The following is an 18752-nucleotide window of genomic DNA, read 5'->3' as shown; positions in this document are numbered from 1 at the left end:
GTTCAGCCCTTTACTCTAGAACTCCGGCCCTGTACTGATATGATGGAGGCTGAACGAATACCTTAACGGCAAGGCAGGCGAGTGATTATGGTACGATTCGGCGTTATCGGCACGAATTGGATTACGGACGCGTTCATCGAGGCGGCGAAGGAGACGGAGGGCTTCCGGCTGGCGGCGGTCTATTCCCGGTCGGCGGAGAAGGCGCGCGAATTCGCGGACAAGCACGGGGCGCCCCACGCATACGACGATATCGGGCGGATGTGCCGGAGCGGGGAGATCGACGCGGTCTACCTCGCCACCCCGAACAGTCTTCATGCGGAGCAGGCGATCGCTTGCATGGAGCTCGGCATCCACGTCCTCTGCGAGAAGCCGCTGGCTTCCAACGCGAGGGAGGCGCGGATGATGACCGAGGCCGCTACCCGCAACGGAGTGCTGCTCATGGAGGCGCTCAAGTCGACGATGCTTCCGAACTTCCAGGCGATCCGGGACAAGCTGCCTTCCATCGGGAAGGTGAGGCGCTACTTCGCGAGCTACTGCCAATATTCTTCCCGATACGACGCTTTCCGGGCGGGAACGGTGCTGAACGCCTTCAATCCCGAATTCTCCAACGGGGCGCTTATGGATCTCGGGATTTATTGCCTCTATCCCGCGATCGTCCTGTTCGGCCGTCCGGACAAGGTGCAGGCCAGCGGGGTTCTCCTCTCCTCCGGAGTCGACGGGGAAGGAAGCCTTCTATTAAACTACGGGGATATGGAAGCGGTCATTCAATATTCGAAAATCTCGAATTCCTACCTGCCCAGCGAGATCCAGGGCGAGGAAGGCAGCATCCTCATCGACAAAATCAGCCATCCGGAGAAGGCGGAGATTCGGTACCGCGACGGACGGACGGAGGAGATCGCGGTCGAGCAATCTTCGCTGAGCATGCGGTACGAGGTCCAGGAGTTCATCGACCTGATCGGGCGGGGAGAGAAGCAGTCGTCCTTCAATTCCCACGAGCGCTCGCTCGCCGTCATGGAAGTGATGGACGAGGCGAGAAGACAGATGGGACTCGTCTATCCGGCGGACCGGAAGCGATAATGGAAGCGGTCGGAAGCAAGCCTTCGGCGTCTTGGGACGCCGGGGGCTTTCGTCTTTTTTTGGCCTTAGTTGCGGACGGGCGCGCGATCTTCGGAATAGGATGGAACGAAGCTTCATACCGTGTAGGAAAAGGACAAGTCGCCTCGCGCTAGCGGGCAAGGAGGAATACGCGGATGAAGCTTCGCCACGGCAATATCGCGATCCAGGGAATCGGGACGGCCTTGCCGCCCCACCGGCTGGATCAGGAGGACGTCGCCGCCCGACTGTCGGATGCGCTCGGCGGCCAAGGAGACTCGGCGCGCTGGGCCCGCCGAATCTTCAAGCAATCCGGCGTCGAACGGCGCTACACGTGCGAGCCGAACCTGCTCGAGGCGGCGGGGCTGTGCCGCTACGCGGTGAACGGCAACCCCGAAGGGGTGCCGACGACGGCCGAGAGAATGCTCGTCTACGAGCGGGAGTCCGTCCCCCTCGCCCGCCAAGCCGCCGAACGGGCTCTGGCCGACAGCGGGACGAGTCCGTCCGACGTGACCCATCTGATCGCGGTGAGCTGCACCGGGCAATTCCTGCCCGGCCTGGACGTCGCGCTCGCGAAGGGGCTCGGGATGCGACCGGACGTGCGGCGAATCCCGCTCACGTTCCTCGGCTGCGCGGCCGGGCTGACAGGGATCCGGCTGGCCCGGGATCTCGCCGAAGGAGATCCGTCCGCCGTCGTCCTCGTCGTCTGCGTCGAGCTGTGCACCCTTCATATCCAGCCGTCCGACGATCGCCAAGCGCTGTACGCGACCGCCTTCTTCGGCGACGGCGCTTCCGCGTGCGTCGTCTCGGGAAGCGGCGGAGGCCTCTTCGCCTTGGGAGAAGGGCGGACGGTTCTGTTCCCCGATTCGGAAGGCGAGATGGCGTGGAAGCTCGGGCCGACCGGGTTCGATCTTTATTTGTCCGCGGGCATTCCGCGGCTGATCGGACAAGTCGTTCCGCCTCGGCTCGGCGAGTGGCTCGGCGCGGACGGGAAGCCGGGATTGTGGGCGATTCACCCCGGCGGCCGGGGGATCGTCGACGCGCTGCAGACGTCGCTTGATTTAAGCGGCGAGGAGACAAGCGCCAGCCGGACGGTCCTTCGGGAATACGGCAACCTGTCGTCGGCGACGCTGCTGTTCGTCTTCCAGGAGCTGAGACGGAAGCTGGAGAGCGGCGCTCTTCCCCGCGATCCGGAATCGGCGAGCGGCGTGGCGATCGCGTTCGGGCCGGGTGTCGGCGCCGAGATGATGAAGATCGCATATGTCGGGGAGACGCCGGAACTTGGGCGGGAAGCGCCCGCAGCCCTCGCCCATGGGTAACCGGCTGCGGACGCGGGCTCGGGAGCCCGAGCTGATGGACGATTTCGCCCGGGGCGGGGAGGAGCTGAGGGAGGCGCTGCGGCACCTGCGCTTGCTGAACCGCGTTTTCGGCGCTTCCGGGCCCGCTCTCTACGGCGTGAAGCGGCTGTGGAAGGAAGCGGGGAGGCCCGGCGACTGGACGGTGCTGGACGTCGGAGCGGGATCGGGCGACGTCAATCGCGCCTTGCTCCGCTGGGCGGACCGCGAAGGCGTGCGGCTGGGCCTCGTGCTGATGGACAAGACGGAAGAAGCGTGCGAGGAAGCGAGAAGCCTGTTCCGCGGCGAGAGCCGGATCGAGGTGCGCCGGGGAGACCTGTTCGAGCTGCCGCCGCGCTGCGCGGACGTCGTGACGGCGAGCCAGCTGGCGCATCACTTCTCCGACGAGGAGCTGCCGTCCGTGCTGACGCGCCTGCTGGAAGCGTCCCGCATCGGAGCGGTGCTGGCCGACATTCACCGCCACTGGCTCGCCTGGCTGGCGGTATCGCTCGCGACGCGGGTGCTGTCGCGCAACCGGTACATCCGCCACGACGGGCCGCTGTCGGTCGCCAAGGGGTTCCGCCGGGAGGATTGGGCGCGACTGGGCGCGGGGACCGGCGGGACCGTCGCCTTGGACGTCTCGTGGAGGCCGCTGTTCCGATACGCGGCCGTCGCGCGGCTCTGCGGCCAAGGCGGCTGCGGCGGCGACTTAGGAGGAGGGCGATGACGATGGAGCGCTGCTACGACGTCGTCGTGCTGGGGGCCGGCATCGCCGGCTCCGCCATGGCCGGAGCGCTTGCCGCGCGCGGCTGGGACACGCTGGCGCTCGATCGCGCCGATCCGCCGGTCCACAAGGTGTGCGGGGAGTTCCTGTCGCCCGAATCGCGGAGCAGCCTGGAGGCTCTCGGACTGGGCGGAATTCTGGACGGCTTGCCGGCTTCCCCGATCGAAGCCGTGCGGCTCGTCTCCGCCTCGGGCCGCTCGTCGCGGTTCCCGCTTCCCGTCCCCGCTCTCGGCGTCAGCCGCCCGGCGCTGGACGGCGCCCTGCTCGGCGAGGCGGCGAAGCACGGGGCCGAGCTGCGGAGGGCGACGACGGCGTTGTCCGTCGCGCCGGAAGGCCGGCAGTACCGGATCGAAGCGCGCGGACGGGAAGGGGGGCTGACCTTCCGCTCCCGCGCGGTGATCGGCGCATGGGGGAGGAACGCGCCCGCGGGCCTGGCGGGCGAGGTTCGCCGGCCCGCGGAGGTAGGCAATGTGGGCTGGAAGGTGCATATGGAAGGCGTGACGGCGGGCACGGATGTCGAGCTGTACTTCTTCCCCGGCGGTTACGTCGGCGTCGCGCCGGTCGGAGGGGGGACGGTCAACGTCGCCGCGCTCGTCGACCGGACGCTCATGCGGGAAGCGGGCTCCGCCCCTGAAGGCTGGCTTCGCGCGGCGGCTTCGCTTCATGCCGGGTTCGCCGAGCGGATTCGCGGAGGGCGCCCGGTGCCGGGGACGGAGAAGGCGGTGGCGCCCGTGCGGATCAGCCGGAAGCCGAGGGCATGGGGCAGCCGCTTCCCGCTCGTCGGGGACGCCGCGATGGTCGTGCCGCCGCTGTGCGGCGACGGGATGGCGATGGCGCTAAGGTCGGCGGAGCTCTGCGCGCCGCTCGCGGACCGCTATCTGCGCGGGGAGATCGGCTTGGAGCGCTGGAGGCTGGCGTACGCCTCGGCGCTTCGCAAGCCGTTCGCCGGACCCTCGCGGTGGGGGCGGCTGCTGCAGTCCGCGCTGGGCCAGCCGGCGCTCTCCTCCCTGCTGATGCGGATCGGCTCGGGGGCTCCCGAGCTGGCCCTGCGCGCCTTCCTGGCCACCCGGGTATCCTCGCCCTCCGGCCGGCCGTAGGCTCTCCCGCCGAAGCCCGCGGTCGGCGGAAGAGCCTCCGCGGGCGTCCGCCGGCGGCCTTCCGGCGAGCGGACAAGCCGCCCGCGGGCGGCTTTTGCTTTTGGGCTGGCGAAGTGTTTCAATCCATCCTAAAATGTTTATAAAATCGTATCGTCGGAATAAGTTTCTTTTTGACAAAATAATATTTGAGCATCATAATGGTCTCTATCAATCCTGTACGCCTATGAAAAACATCAAGGAACGCCTCTAAAGACAGGCTGCAAGCCGCTCAGCCTGTTTTTTGCGCGTGCGCAAGGAAGGAAGGGATATAGCGATGTCAGTCATTCGGGCGTTGCGCAACAGACCGTTTATTTTCTTCACGATTATCCTTCTGCTGAAGGGCGCTCTGGCTTGGTTCGTCGTGTTCGACGACGGCCCGTCGTGGGCGACGGTCGTGACGGAGATCCCGTTCTTCTGGATGGTCTTCTGCGTCATCGAATGGTTCGCGACCAAGCGGAAGTTCCTCTACTACATGATCGTGAACCTATTATTGACGGTGCTTTACTTCGCTGTACTCATGTATTACAAGTATTACGGAGTCATCGTTACTTATCACGCCTTGAACCAAGCCGACAAAGTGACGAAGGTCGGAGACAGCACGTATTCGCTGATCGATCCCTATTATCTGCTTATTTTCCTGGATATCGTCATTATCGGCATCTTCATGCTCCGTCCGAAGACGGTCGCCAAGCTGAAGAACATCGGCATGAGGAAGGCGAACCGGCGCGTCCTTCTGGGGGCGTTCTCGCTCTCGGCCGTTCTGTGCATCTTCAGCATCTGGCCGAACCACGCGAGCATGAACGAGATCAAGAAGGCCGAAGGAATGGGCATTCTCAACTACGAGGTGTACACGATCTTCGCCGATACGGCGATCGACGAAGAGATGATCGACAAGAAGGACATCACGCAGGAAGCGATCGACCGGCAGAAGGGCATTCAGCCGCCGCTCGTTCCCGCTTACTACGGGGCGGACCGAGGCAAGAATCTGATCATCGTCCAGATGGAATCGTTCCAGAACTTCCTGATCGGTCTCAAGATCGACGGCCAGGAGATTACGCCGAACATCAACAAGCTCGCGGCGGAGAACTTCCACTACGACAACTTCTATACGAGCGTAGGCTCGGGAACGACTTCCGACGCGGAGTACGTCGTCAATACGTCTCTCTACGTCCCGCGGCACGAGCCGGCGATTCAGAATTACGTGGATAAGGCGCTCCCTAGCTTGCCGAAGCTGCTGGGAAGCAACGGCTATGCGACGGCGACGTTCCACACGAACGACATCAGCTTCTGGAACCGCACGGAGCTGTACAAGTCGCTCGGCTGGCAGAAGTATTACGACAAGAAATTCTACGGAACCGAAGACCACGTCGCGTTCGGAGCCTCGGACGAGGTTCTGTTCGACAAGACGATCGATAAGCTCGAAGAGATGGACCGGTCCGAGCAGCCGTTCTACGCGATGATCCTCTCGATGAGCGCGCATCACCCGTTCAACCTGCCGGAGCGCAAGTACAAGATGGACCTGCCGGAGCGCTTCGAAGGCACTCTCGTCGGCGATTACATTCGCTCCCAGAACTACGCGGACTATGCCCTCGGCCAGTTCGTCGAAGACTTGAAGGCGCGGGGCTTGTGGGACGACAGCGTCATCCTGTTCTACGGCGACCATCAAGGGCTGTCGCTGTACGCGCTGGACAACAAAGAGAAAGACCTGATGAAGGAAGTCATGGGCCGCGACTACGGCTACACCGACATGTTCAACGTCCCGCTTATTATGCACGCTCCGGGCGTCACTTACCCGGCCAAGTGGGAGCAGACGGGCGGACAGATCGACATCCTTCCGACCGCCGCCAACCTGCTGGGCGTCTCGTTGAAGGATCAGATCCACTTCGGCGAGGACCTGCTGAACCAGACGACGAACCTTCTGCCGATGAGGCACTTCCTGCCGACCGGCTCGTTCATCAACGACACGAGCATGTTCCTGCCGGGCATCTCCTACGAGGACGGCACGAACTATTCGGTAATCGACAACAGCGTAGACGCGAACGGTTCGACGGAAGACCAGTACAACCGGGCGCTCAAGCTGCTCAACCTGTCCGACAGCTACGTCAAGCAATTGCCGGATAAGGACCCGAACGTCGGGCCGATCGACGGCAGCCAAGAGAACGAATCCGAACCAGCCGCATCCGCCGGGAACTGATCCCGGCGGTTTTTTTTATGCTGGAATCGGCATGTTTGCGGAACCTGAATGCGGCGGTGGGGGTGTTGTGGGCTATGCCTGTAGCGCGACCGCCGACGCTCGCGCTTAAAGAGTCGGGCGGTTGCGCTTTTATGCGGATGTAATCGGTTTATCGCAGCTTATAGGCTTATCCCCTCCGCTCAGCAACATTCCTATGCGGGTAACCCTGTTGCTCACTTCCGCCCCATTCGTCGCTTACCCGTTCAGGTGAGTAATCCGGTTGCTTACATTCGCCCCCAACGCCGCTATCCCGTATATGTGAGTAATCGGGTTACTCGCTTCCGACCCCTTCGTCGCTTTCCCGTTCAGGCGAGTAATCCGGTTGCTTACATTCGTCCCCAACGTCGCTATCCCGTCCATGCGGGTAATTTCCTCTCTCGAAATTAGCGATGCAAACGGACTGAGCCACGGGGATAAGCCATATAGTCGAATAAATAGAACCGACGACACTGAGGCATAGGGATAAGCCTCAAATGCCGCGGCAGAGGCTGCTGACGAACGGCAATCGGGAGCGCTCGAATGATCCCGATCCGGCTAAGGAGCGAGGATAAGCATATTAAGCTGGCATAGTGGAGTCGAACAATAGGCGGCATAGTGGAAGCTCGTAAAGATAGCGACTGAGGTATAGGGATAGCCCGGAAGTTATGTCGGCGGGCATCAGGGAGTTTGGCGCGACAGACGGAACACCTGTATCGGCAGCAGCTGAGGCAAGGGGATAAGCCCTCACCCCCTTTCCGTTTCATTTTCCCCTCGAATATTTTGGATCGTCCCATTGACGCGAAGGGATTGGCGGTGTCATAATGTACGCGTGTACATTGTAGGATCATGGCAAACGAGGCGGGAGGGATGCGACAAGCGATGGCGACGCGCAAAGAAGTGGCGGAACTCGCGGGCGTGTCGGAAGCGACGGTGTCCCGGGTGCTGAACGGGGTCGGGCCGATCAAGGAGTCGACCCGGGCGCGCGTGAGGGAGGCGGCCGAGAAGCTCGGCTACCAGCTTAACGCGGTGGCGGCCAGCTTCGCCCGCGGCAAGAGCGGCAACATCGGAGTCGTGCTGCCGCATGTTCCGAAGGTCCATCTTTTCTCCACCTTCTACTTCTCCGAGATCCTAAGCGGGATCGGCGAAGCGGTTCGGGAGTCCGGCCAAGGGCTGCTGCTTCTGTACCGGGACCCGGGAGAAGCGTACGACTACGCTTCGCTCTTCGCCACGCAGCGGGTGGACGCGTGCCTTGTCCTCGGAGCGAGCTACCAGCCCCGGGAGATGGAATCGATCGTCCGGATGGCCGAGCTCGGGCTGCCGTTCTGCGTCGTCGACCAGAGGTACGACGATCCGCGCATCCCTTCCGTCTGCGCGGACCACGTGACCGGAAGCTATCTGGCGACGAAGCATCTGCTGGACGCCGGCCGCCGCCGAATCGGCTTCCTGAACGGCTCCGCCCGCTATTCCAACAGCGCGGACCGGGCCCAAGGCTACCGGAAGGCGATGGAGGAAGCGGGAGCGCCGGCCGATCCGGATTTGATCTACGAAGGGAATTACAGCCGGACGAGCGGGTTCGAAGCCGCCTCCGCCGTGCGGCGCGATCTGGAGCGCCTCGACGCGCTCGTCTGCGCCAACGACCGGATGGCGATCGGCCTCATTCAAGGGCTGCGCGAGCAAGGCTGCCGGATGCCGGAGGCTCTGCCGGTCGTCGGGTACGACGACTCCGACGCCGCATCGCTGTTCGATCCTCCTCTGACGACCGTCGAGGTTCCTTTCTACGAGATGGGGAAGCTGGCGGCGGAGAGACTGCTGGAAGGGCGGAAGAGCGAAGAAGGGCTGAGGCCGTTCCGAGAGACGCTGAGCACTCGGTTGATCGTTCGGAAGTCCAGCCTAATTTAAGGAAGCAGGTGCATTCATGAGAAAAGCATTGATCGTATGGGGCGGCTGGGACGGCCATCAGCCCCGCCAGGTCGCGGATATTTTCCGGGACGTTCTGGAGAAGGAGAACTTCGAGGTGGAAGTGTCCGATACGCTGGAAGCGTTCTCGGAAGGAGAGAAGCTGAAGGGCCTAGACCTCATCGTTCCGGTCTGGACGATGGGCAGAATCGAGCAGCAGTGGGTGAACAACGTGTCGGAGGCGGTCCAGGCGGGCGTCGGCCTGGCAGGCTGCCACGGCGGCATGTGCGACTCGTTCCGCGACAACGTCGACTGGCAGTTCATGACCGGCGGCCAATGGGTCGCCCATCCGGGCAACGACGGCGTCGAGTACACGGTGAACATCAAGCATTCCTCCAGCCCGCTCACGGACGGCATCGAAGACTTCCAGGTGGCGAGCGAGCAGTATTACCTGCACGTCGACCCGGCGGTCGAAGTGCTCGCGACGACGAGGTTCCCCGTCGTTCCGGGCCCCCATTCGCTCAACAAGGCGGTCGATATGCCCGTCGTCTGGACGAAGCGCTGGGGCGTCGGACGCGTCTACTACAATTCGCTCGGCCATCAGGCCAATATCATCGAGATTCCCGTCGTGAAGGAATTGATGCGCCGCGGCTTCCTCTGGTGCGCGGAGGGCAAGGCGGCCGCGGGACGGTCGTCCGCGGCGGCGGCGTATACCGGCATGGCCGACAACCAACTATAACGAGCGTTCAAGCGGGAGGATACTGCCATTATGGGGAAAAAAATAAGAGCGGGCATCATCGGAACGGGCAATATCAGCGGAATCTACTTCCAGAACGGGAGCCGGTTCGATTCGATGGAGATCGTCGCGTGCGCGGACTTGAACGTGGAGCGCGCCAAGGCGAAGGCGGCCGAGCACGGCGTTCGCGGCTGCTCGGTCGAAGAGCTGCTGGCGGCGGACGACATCGATATGGTCATTAACCTGACGATTCCGCAGGCCCACGCGTCGGTGAACATTCAAGCCTTGGAAGCCGGGAAGCACGTCTACGTGGAGAAGCCGCTGTCCGTCACGCGCGAGGAAGGAAGGCAAGTGCTGGAGACGGCCGCGAAGCGCGGCCTGCTCGTCGGCGGAGCGCCGGACACGTTCCTCGGCGGCGGCATCCAGACCTGCGTCAAGCTGATCGAGGACGGCTGGATCGGCACGCCGATCGGCGCCACGGCGTTCATGATGAGCGGAGGCCACGAGAGCTGGCACCCGGATCCGGAGTTCTATTACAAGAAGGGCGGCGGCCCGATGTTCGATATGGGGCCGTATTACTTGACCGCCCTCGTGGCGATGCTCGGCCCGATCTCGCGGGTGACCGGTTCGGCGCGCGCGTCGTTCCCCGAACGGACGATCACGAGCGAGCCGAAGCGGGGCCAGACGATCCAGGTCGACGTGCCGACGCACGTGGCGGGCATTCTGGACTTCGCGGCCGGCCCGATCGGAACGCTGCTCACCAGCTTCGACACGAAGGGCGGCTCGCAGTTGCCGCGCATCGAAGTGTACGGAAGCGCGGGAACGCTGCTCGTGCCGGACCCGAACACCTTCGGCGGCCCGGTCCTCGTCCGGCGCGCCGGGGCGAAGGAGTGGAGCGAGATTCCGCTGACGCACGGCAACGCCGACAACGCCCGCGGCATCGGGGCGGCGGACATGGCGGAGGCGATCCTGACGGGAAGGCCGCACCGCGCGAACGGGGAGCTCGCGTTCCACGTGCTGGAAGCGATGCACGGCTTCCACGACGCTTCCGAGCAAGGAGTCCATTACAAGATGACGAGCTCATGCGAGCGGCCGGCTCCGATGCCGCTTCGGTAAGACGCCGTCCGGCGAGGCCGTGAGCCCCGCCCTCCGTTGACTTGGCGCGGGACCCGATGGATAATGGAATTTCGGGTTGTCACGCTTGGGAGACGGAGAGGATGGAATGACAGGCATGCGTTGGAGAACAGGAAGCGCGCTCATTATGACAGCGGCTCTGCTGCTCGGGGGATGCTCGGCGGCGGGGCCGTCCGTTCGCGAAGCGTCGACCGCGGACCTTAAGGATGGACAGGTCGAATGGGCGTTCACGCAAGCGGACCAGCATCCGGAGAAGAAGCTGATCGAAGTGATCGACGGAGCGTCCGAGACGCTCGACATCGCGATCTACAGCTTGACCTACCCGGATATCGTGCAGGCGATCAAGAACGCGGCGGGCCGGGGCGTGAAGGTGCGGATCATCACGGACCGCATCCAATCGGGAGGCAAGTCGCAGAAGGAAGCGCTCAAGCTGCTCGGCAGCGCCGGCATTCCGCTGAAGATCAACAGCCACAGCGGGCTGATGCACCTCAAGATGACGATCGCCGACGGAGAGGTCGCCACGACCGGTTCCTTCAATTATTCGAAGTCGGCGAGCACGACCAACGACGAGATCTTCATGGCGTTCCGCGACGCCGAGATCGCGCGCTCGTTCTCCGAGCGCTTCGAGGCGATGTGGAACGACGACAACGACTTCGAGACGCTGCGGGCTTCGATCGCGATGCCCGAGGAGAAGACGCCTTCCGATGCGGCCGGAGCCGAAGACACCGGGACCGACGGAGAGGCGGGGGAAGCCGGGGAAGACGGCGGAGCCGGGAAGACCGCCGCTCCCGCGTCGTGCAAGAACCCCCGCATCAAAGGCAACATCAATTCGAAGGGCGACAAGATCTATCACGTGCCGGGCGGGGCCCAGTACGAGAGAACGAAGGAGGAAGCCCTGTTCTGCACCGAGGCGGAAGCCGAAGCGGCCGGCTTCCGGAAGGCGGCTGGCTGACGGCGGCGTTCGCGCTGCCGGCCGTCCGCGACTCGAAGCCGCCTTATCCGCGATCCTGGCGTCGCGGATTTTTGCGTATACGGGGAACCTGGGGGCACTCCCGCTTCATATGCTGGTGAGGCGGCGGCATCGCCCGGCGGCCCGCTTGGACGGATCCCGCTCGAGGCGCCGCGATTCTCGACATGGAGGGGGCACGCGAATGGCGATCAAGACGGGAGAACAATACGTCGCCCGCATCCGGGAGAGCCGGCCGCACGTATGGCTGAAGGGCGAGAGAATCGACGGCGGCCTGACGGAGCACCCGGCCTTCAGCGGGCTCGTTCGGACGCAAGCGGAGCTGTACGACATGCAGGCAGACGACCGTTACCGGGCCCGCATGACCTACGAGGCGCCGGATACCGGCGAACCGGCGGGACTATCCTTCCTGCCGCCCCGGACGAGAAGGGATTTGGTCCGGCGGAGAGAGATGATGTCTCTCTGGGCGGGGCGCCATCACGGCTTCCTCGGAAGATCCCCGGATTACATGAACACCGCGATCATGGCGTTCGGCGCGACCGCCGGCCTCTTCGCCCGGGAATATCCCCGATGGGCCGACAACGCGAAGCGCTATTACGCCTATTGCCGGGATCGCGACGTGACGCTGTCCCACGCGTTCGTCCAGCCTCCGGCCGCCAGGCTGTCCTCCTTCCTGAAGACGCTGGAGATTCCGGCCGCGGCGCGCGTCGAGCGGAGAACCGAAGACGGGATCGTCGTCAGCGGAGCGTTCCTGATGACGACGCAGGGGGCGACGGCCGAAGAGCTTCTCGTGTTCCCGGTCCCGCTGCCGCACCTGTCCGCCGAGGAGAACCCGTACGCCTTCGTCTTCGCCGTCCCGAACAACGTGCCCGGCCTTCGGTTCGTCTGCCGGGAGAACTGGGCGACGGACGGCTCCCGCTACGACTATCCGCTGAGCTCGCGGTTCGACGAGATGGATACGCTGGCGATCTTCGACCAAGTGCTCGTTCCGGAAGAGAGAATCTTCCTGCTCGGCGACCCCTTCATGGTCAACGCCTGGCTTGAGCATAGCCGGTTCCACACGCACGTCTCCCATCAGATTCTCGCCCGGATCGTCGCCAAGACCGAATTCGCCTTCGGAACGCTGGAGCAGATGGTGGATTCGTTCGGATTGGCCGGGTATTCGCACGTCGTGGAGAAGGCGGCGGAAGCGATCGCCATGGCGGAGGCGCTGAAGGCGATGCTGCTGGCGGCGGAGGCCGGGGCCGTCCGCGACCGGTTCGGGCTGCTCGCGCCGAATCCCGACATTCTGTACAGCGCCAACTTCCTCTACCCCCGCCTGTACCCCCGGATCGTCGAGATCCTGCAGCTGATCGGGGCGGGAAGCCTGATCATGATTCCGGGAGAGAAGGACTTCGATTCGGAGAACGGGGCCTTGCTCGAGACTTATTTGAAGGGGGAAAAGACGGACGCCCGGAGGAAGGTCGCTCTGCTGAGGCTCGCCTGGGAGATGAGCGCCGGCCCCTTCGGCGGAAGACAGACGCTGTACGAGCGATTTTTCTTCGGGGATTCGACGCGGGTGGCGTCCAGGCTGTATCAGAATTATTCGTTGAAGGAGCGGTACCGGGATCGGGTGAAGGCCTTCCTGGACAGCGACGACGACGTTCCTCCCTTAACCGAATAGAGCGACAAGGCGATTTTGCCCTTCTTCGTCGGGTGGATCGTCTTTTTTATCATCTTTTTGTTTGACATTTCTCTCGAAATCTTAGATGATATGCCTAACTGTAACCTCCTATCATGACTATCAAATTCTCAAAAGCAGGTGCGAAGAAATGCGGATCGCGGAACTAAACGGAATATGGACGGCCGCTAACGTCCGGACGAACGAGCAATACCGGGCGCGGGTGCCGGGGTTCATCCAGAAGGATCTCATGGAGCAGGGAGCGCTCCCGAACGAATACGATACGTTGTTCGAGCCGAAGATCGAGTGGGTCGAGCACGACGACTGGGTATATACGAGAACGTTCGAGCTTGACGGCGAACAGCTTCGCTCGCAAGCTCTCGAGCTTGTCTTCGAAGGGATCGACACGTTCGCCGAAGTGAGCTTGAACGGCACCGTTCTCGGACGGACGGAGAACATGTTCATCTCCTACCGGTTCGATATCCGGGGGATCGCCCAGGCGAAGAACGAGCTGTCCGTGCGCATCTTCTCTCCGACGGAGACGATGAAGGAGAAGGAGAAGGCGTTCGGCGAGTCGCTCTTCCTCTGGAACGGCATCTCGCCCCGGCTGTTCGGGCGCAAAGCCCAGTACGGCTACGGCTGGGACTGGGGCGCCCGCGTGGCTACGGTCGGCATTCACAAGGCCGTGCGCGTGGAGAGCTACGAAGGCGTTCGCGGCGAGCATCTCGGCTACCGCATCGTCAGTATCGCCGAGGACAAGGCGATTATTGCGGCGAAGCATAAAGTCGTCTCGGCCCTTGGGGAATCGACCGAAGCGGACTTCGTCTGCCGTCTCTACGACGGCGACTTTATCGTCGCGGAGAAGAGCGAGCGGGTGCGTCTCGCCCCCGGGGAGCGCGTCTACGAAGCGAGCCTCGAGATCGCCGATCCGAAGCTGTGGTACCCGGCCGGCCACGGAGCCCAGCCTCTGTACCGGCTGGAGGCGGAGGTGCGGACGTCGGCCGCTTCCTGCGAATCGGCATGCACGGTCGGCCTTCGCGACGTCCAGATTCGGATGCCGTACGACGAGCAAGGCCGCAAATTCCTCATCGTCGTCAACGGGATCGAGATTCTGTGCAAGGGCGTCAACTGGATTCCGCTGAAGCTGTTCCCGAACCTGGACACGGCCGAAGAATACCGGACCGAGATCGAGGACATCGCGGCCGCCAACATGAACATGATCCGCGTGTGGGGCGGAGGCACGTACGAGAACCACGACTTCTTCGCGGAGTGCGACCGGCTCGGCATTATGGTGTGGCAGGACTTCATGTTCGCCTGCGGCGACTACCCGGACGACGACGCGTTCTGCGAGCTCGTGCGCCGGGAAGCCGACTTCGTCATCGACGAGTTCGGCTATCATCCGAGCATCGTGCTCTGGTGCGGCAACAACGAGAACCAGTTCTTCATCGAGCGCAGCCGCAAGAAGCGCAAGCACGGCTTCGGGGAGAAGCTTTACTTCGACGTGCTGAAGGAAGCTTGCCGGCGCGACACGCTCCGTCCTTACTGGCCGACGAGCCCGTACACGCTCACGTTCGACGATTCGCGCTACGAAGGCGACTACGGCGACATGCATTCCTGGTACGTGTGGGGGCAGACGCATCCTTACGAGGAATATCGGGAAGTGAACGGACGGTTCCTGTCCGAATTCGGCATGCAGTCGTACCCGTCCGCGCTCGTTCTCGACAAGGTCGATCCGGACGCGGATCTGCGCGATCCGAAGTTCGACGCGATGCAGAAGGCGCCGAACGGCATCCAGCGTCTCTTCTACTATACGGTAGGCGATTACCGCCTGCCGGCCGACAAGAACGACTTCGTCTACGTCAACCAGCTGATGCAGGCGAACGCCCTTCGGTTCGGCGTGGAGCACTGGGTATCCAGGATGCCCGACACGTCCGGCGCGCTCATCTGGCAGTGGAGCGACCTGTGGCCGTCGATCAGCTGGGCGCTCGTCGACTACGGCAAGGTGAAGAAGCCTTCGTATTTCTATATGAAGCGGACGTTCCAGTCGCCGAACGTGATCGCGAAGATCGAGCCGGGACAGGACGAAGCCGACCTGTTCGTCGTCCACGACCGCGGAGACTTCTCCGGCAAGGTGAAGGCGGAGTTCTACGACCTGGCGACCGATTCCGTCGTCCGCTCGGAAGAGCGGGAGGTCTCGGGCCTGGGCTATCGTTCCACGGCGATCGGGAAGCTGAACGTCGCGGGCTTCGACGCGGCGACGACCGTCGTGTTCGTGAGCCTGCTGTCGGCCGGAGGCGAGGTCCTGGCGCGCCAAGCCTATCTGCTCGGCAAGCCGCGCCAGTTGAAGCTGAAGCCGGCGAACGTTCAGGTCGCGAGCCGGCCGCTGGACAACGGGGACACGGCGATTACGCTGACGACCGACGTCTTCGCGAAGGACGTCGGCGTCCTGAACGTGCCGGGCGCCTTGTCCGACAACTTCTTCGATCTGCGCGCGGGCGAGACCCGGGAGATCGTGCTGAAGGGCTCGCTGCCGGAAGGCGCGGAGCTGCGGGCGATCAGCCTTAACGGCATCCGGACGATCGGATACGTCTAATCGAGCGGCATTGGCATCGGCATAGCAACGAACGGCAACGCGTATGCGATGCGGCAGGAAGGCGAAGCGGGGGCGGCCCCGTTTCGCTTTTTTGCCGTGTTCCCGTTTCGAACGATCCCTTCGGTATGGTAATCTATCAGCGACGAACCTTATTCTTGGTAGACGAAGGAAGGATATCGGCTGATGGAGAAATTATTGTGGCCCGAAGGAGCGCCCTTCGCGGCGGGAACGACGGACGAGGACCGTCCGGCTATCACTCCCTATCTGCTGGAAGGGGAAGGACATCCGGCGGTGATCGTCCTTCCGGGCGGCGGGTACGGCATGCGCGCCTATCACGAGGGAGAGCCGATCGCCCTCTGGCTCAATTCGATCGGCGTCTCGGCGTTCGTGCTGCGGTATCGCGTGGCGCCTTACCGTTATCCGTGCGCTCTGCTCGACGCCCAGCGGGCGATCCGCACCGTGCGGCACGAGGCGAAGCGGTATGGGATCGATCCGCGCCGGGTCGGGATCTTAGGCTTCTCCGCGGGCGGGCACGCGGCGTCCTCCGCCGCCACGCATTACGACGCGGGACGACCGGACGCGGAGGACGAGATCGAGCGGCAGTCGAGCCGCCCCGACCTGGCGATTCTGTGCTACCCGGTCATCACGATGCGCGATCCGCATACCCACGAGGGCTCCCGCGCCAATCTGCTCGGCCCGGAGCCGGATCCCGAGCTCGTCGCCTTGATGAGCAACGACGAGCAAGTGACAAGCGACACGCCTCCGACGTTCCTCTGGCACACGTCCGACGACGGAGCCGTTCCCGTCGAGAACAGCCTGCAGTTCGCGGCGGCGCTGCGCAAGCACGGGGTGCCGTTCGACCTTCACGTGTACGCCCGCGGCCGCCACGGCTTGGGATTGGCGGAGGACGACGCCCATGTCCGCGGTTGGACCGACGCGTGCGCGTCGTGGTTGAAGTATAACGGCTTCTGAGCCCGCGGGCTCAGAGCCGGCTAGGAGAAGAAGAAGCCATCCGGGAAGGCGGGAGACCGACCTTCGGGAGGGCTTCTTTTTTGCTTTTCGGATGCGGATGAATGAAGTCGGGGTTTGCCTGCTTGCCCGCCGTGCGAGAAAGAGGGAGGCGATCCGAGGCGTTAGGCTGCTATTGCGAGTCGGAACCTTACAAAATCTTGAGTTGGCCGCCCATGCGCATAGGGTCGGCTAGATTTCGGCTCCATTTGGACGTTCTCCCCCTGCATAGAGAATCCCGAAGATTCATTATCCCTCTGCCGCTCGAACCCCCGCAAGACGGCTGCCGAAGGTCCAACTTGGGCCTTGGCGGCACAAACCCCCATGCAAGTCAGCTGCTGAAAGCCTCAAATTGAACCCCCTCCGTGCGTAACAGCTACTGAAGGCCCAACTTGGGCCTCTGCCGCACGACCTCCCGCGCAAGTCGGCCGCCGAAGGCCCAATATAGGCCATGCTGGCCCGAGCGCATAGCCGCTCCGTTCGCAGCCGCCGCGGCCGATGGCCGCATCGCTAACCCGCGCTCCTCTGGTTATACGCAAGAGTCAGACGACCCCCTTTTGCTAACATGAGCAAATTTTAACAATGTGAAAATATACCATCCAATCCCGGTTTACACTTCGTCCTTATAATAGCGATTGTAAAGGAACCCATTTACAATTATCGAGCTTCTGATTCGGGGGGATCCAGTCTCGAGCGATCGGTCGGGAAGCAGCAGGCAGAAGGGTACGGAGTTAGCTTAAAACCACTAAGATACCTAAAGAAGGGTGACAAGAGCCAATGTTGATGAAGAGAGCATTAGCGGTCTCCGTAGTAGCAGCAGTCGTAGGAACGTCCGCGGCAGGGGCGGCGTCCGCGGCGACGCCGGCGAAGTCCGCCGCGTCGGCCCTCCAAGTTCAGGAAGCGACCTTCGCGGTGAACGGCACCGCGGTTCCGTTCCGCGTCGTCCGCTCGAACGGCGAGACGCTCGTCTCGATCCGCGACCTCGGCACCGCGGTCGGAGCTCAGATCTCGGTACATAACGGGGTGACGACCGTCGAATTGAACGGCCACAAGGTCGAAGTGAAGCTGAACGCGAAGCAGCTGGTCGCCGACGGGACGACGGTCTCGCTGGCTCAAGCGGTCCGCAGCGTGAACGGCGCGAGCTACATCGCCCTTCGTCCTCTCGTGGCGGGACTGGGCGGCACGGTGGCGGTCTACGGCGGGCAGATCAACGTCTCGACCGTGAAGCTGCTCGAAGGCGCCGAGAACCCGCGCTTCGCGGGCCCGTCCTCGCTCATCGTCTCCGTAACGGGCGACGACGGACGCACCGACTATCTCGTCGACGCCAAGTCCGGCAAGTACGAGCAGCTCCTTCATTCAACGAATGCATCCGACCTGGTCGTCGCTCCGAACGGCGCCAAGGCCGCGTACACGGACAGCGACGGCGCGGTCTACGTGCTCGATCTGGCCACGAAGGTCTCGTCGAAGATCAGCTCCGACAATAACATCAAGCCGGAGCTCGTCTGGTCGGCGGACAGCAGCTCGATCTTCTTCCTGCAGGGCGACAAGGGCTCGGTCATCGCCAAGCTCGACCCGGCTTCCGGCACGATCACGAAGCTGCTGGACGACAAGGTCGATTACAAGGCGAACCTGAGCGTCTCCCCGGACGGCACGAAGTTCATCTACACGGTGACGACCCTCGGCAAAGTGACGAGCGACGCCACGAACGTGGACGAGGACAACGTCTCCATCGACTTCTCGGCCAACCAGCAGCAGATCTTCTCCTTCGACTCGACGGTTGCCGAAGGCAAGCCGGTTCAACTGACGACGTCGACTGACGACAAGCTCTTCGTCGCTTCCGATGACGGAGTCAAGGCTTACTACGTCAGCGTGCCGAGCGAAGATCAACCGGCCAAGGCGCTCGTCGTCGGCCAAGACCAGAAGACGTCGACCGTCTACGGGGATTCCGACGTGATCGAGACGGTGCTGGCGGGCGGCAAGCTGTACGTGCTCGCTTCCGTTAACGACGCCAACAACGGCATCTACGAGATCGACCTGGCTTCCGGGTCCAAGAAGCAGCTGTACACGGTATCCGCCGAAGTGTCTTCGATCGCGGCATCCGGTTCCCAAGTCGCGATCGTCAAGAACGACCAGCTGTTCGTTAACGACGGCGGCGTATGGAAGCCTATCACCAAATAATCATTCGATCGATTCGAGAGGA

13 protein-coding genes are annotated in these 18752 nt (G+C 63.1%); all 13 read left to right on the top strand.

The window, feature by feature from the left end:
* The first annotated feature begins 87 nt into the window (after positions 1 to 87).
* The 13 genes from H7B90_RS04415 (at position 88) to H7B90_RS04355 (ending at position 18730) form a co-directional block, all read left to right on the top strand.
* Positions 88 to 1077 (top strand): Gfo/Idh/MocA family protein, encoded by a 990-nt coding sequence (locus tag H7B90_RS04415; RefSeq protein ID WP_185134671.1) that lies wholly within the window; start codon positions 88 to 90, stop codon positions 1075 to 1077.
* Between the two features lie 173 nt (positions 1078 to 1250).
* Complete coding sequence (locus H7B90_RS04410; protein WP_185134670.1) at positions 1251 to 2411, top strand: type III polyketide synthase; 1161 nt, start codon at positions 1251 to 1253, stop codon at positions 2409 to 2411.
* Positions 2404 to 3153: a methyltransferase domain-containing protein gene (locus tag H7B90_RS04405; RefSeq protein ID WP_185134673.1), complete on the top strand. Its 750-nt coding sequence runs from the start codon at positions 2404 to 2406 to the stop codon at positions 3151 to 3153. Before H7B90_RS04410 ends, H7B90_RS04405 begins: the two co-directional genes overlap by 8 nt.
* On the top strand, positions 3150 to 4307 hold the full coding sequence (locus tag H7B90_RS04400) for an NAD(P)/FAD-dependent oxidoreductase (protein ID WP_260410745.1): 1158 nt from the start codon (positions 3150 to 3152) through the stop codon (positions 4305 to 4307). The genes H7B90_RS04405 and H7B90_RS04400 overlap by 4 nt, the downstream gene beginning before the upstream one ends.
* 313 nt (positions 4308 to 4620) lie before the next feature.
* Entirely contained in the window at positions 4621 to 6540 is a 1920-nt protein-coding gene (locus H7B90_RS04395; protein WP_185134669.1) for an LTA synthase family protein, read from the top strand.
* Positions 6541 to 7437: 897 nt separating this feature from the next.
* On the top strand, positions 7438 to 8457 hold the full coding sequence (locus H7B90_RS04390; protein ID WP_185134668.1) for a LacI family DNA-binding transcriptional regulator: 1020 nt from the start codon (positions 7438 to 7440) through the stop codon (positions 8455 to 8457).
* A gap of 16 nt (positions 8458 to 8473) precedes the next feature.
* Positions 8474 to 9193 carry a ThuA domain-containing protein gene (locus H7B90_RS04385; RefSeq protein ID WP_185134667.1) on the top strand — a complete coding sequence of 240 codons (720 nt, stop codon included), beginning with the start codon at positions 8474 to 8476 and terminating at the stop codon, positions 9191 to 9193.
* A 30-nt stretch (positions 9194 to 9223) separates the two neighbouring features.
* Positions 9224 to 10306, top strand: a complete 1083-nt coding sequence (locus tag H7B90_RS04380; protein WP_185134666.1) for a Gfo/Idh/MocA family protein — start codon at positions 9224 to 9226, stop codon at positions 10304 to 10306.
* A 145-nt stretch (positions 10307 to 10451) separates the two neighbouring features.
* Entirely contained in the window at positions 10452 to 11276 is an 825-nt protein-coding gene (locus tag H7B90_RS04375; protein ID WP_260410744.1) for a phospholipase D-like domain-containing protein, read from the top strand.
* 199 nt (positions 11277 to 11475) lie between these two features.
* Positions 11476 to 12954 carry a 4-hydroxyphenylacetate 3-monooxygenase, oxygenase component gene (gene hpaB / locus H7B90_RS04370; RefSeq protein ID WP_185134664.1) on the top strand — a complete coding sequence of 493 codons (1479 nt, stop codon included), beginning with the start codon at positions 11476 to 11478 and terminating at the stop codon, positions 12952 to 12954.
* A gap of 148 nt (positions 12955 to 13102) precedes the next feature.
* Entirely contained in the window at positions 13103 to 15544 is a 2442-nt protein-coding gene (locus H7B90_RS04365) for a beta-mannosidase (RefSeq protein WP_185134663.1), read from the top strand.
* A gap of 183 nt (positions 15545 to 15727) precedes the next feature.
* Positions 15728 to 16516, top strand: coding sequence for an alpha/beta hydrolase (locus tag H7B90_RS04360; protein WP_185134662.1), 789 nt, complete (start codon positions 15728 to 15730; stop codon positions 16514 to 16516).
* Between the two features lie 819 nt (positions 16517 to 17335).
* Positions 17336 to 18730, top strand: a complete 1395-nt coding sequence (locus H7B90_RS04355; RefSeq protein ID WP_246578769.1) for a stalk domain-containing protein — start codon at positions 17336 to 17338, stop codon at positions 18728 to 18730.
* Positions 18731 to 18752: the final 22 nt, after the last annotated feature.

Source organism: Cohnella xylanilytica (assembly GCF_014212175.1).
Lineage (GTDB): Bacteria > Bacillota > Bacilli > Paenibacillales > Paenibacillaceae > Cohnella > Cohnella xylanilytica.
Note: the sequence above shows the minus strand (reverse complement) of the source record. Positions and strands in the feature narration are given on the sequence as shown.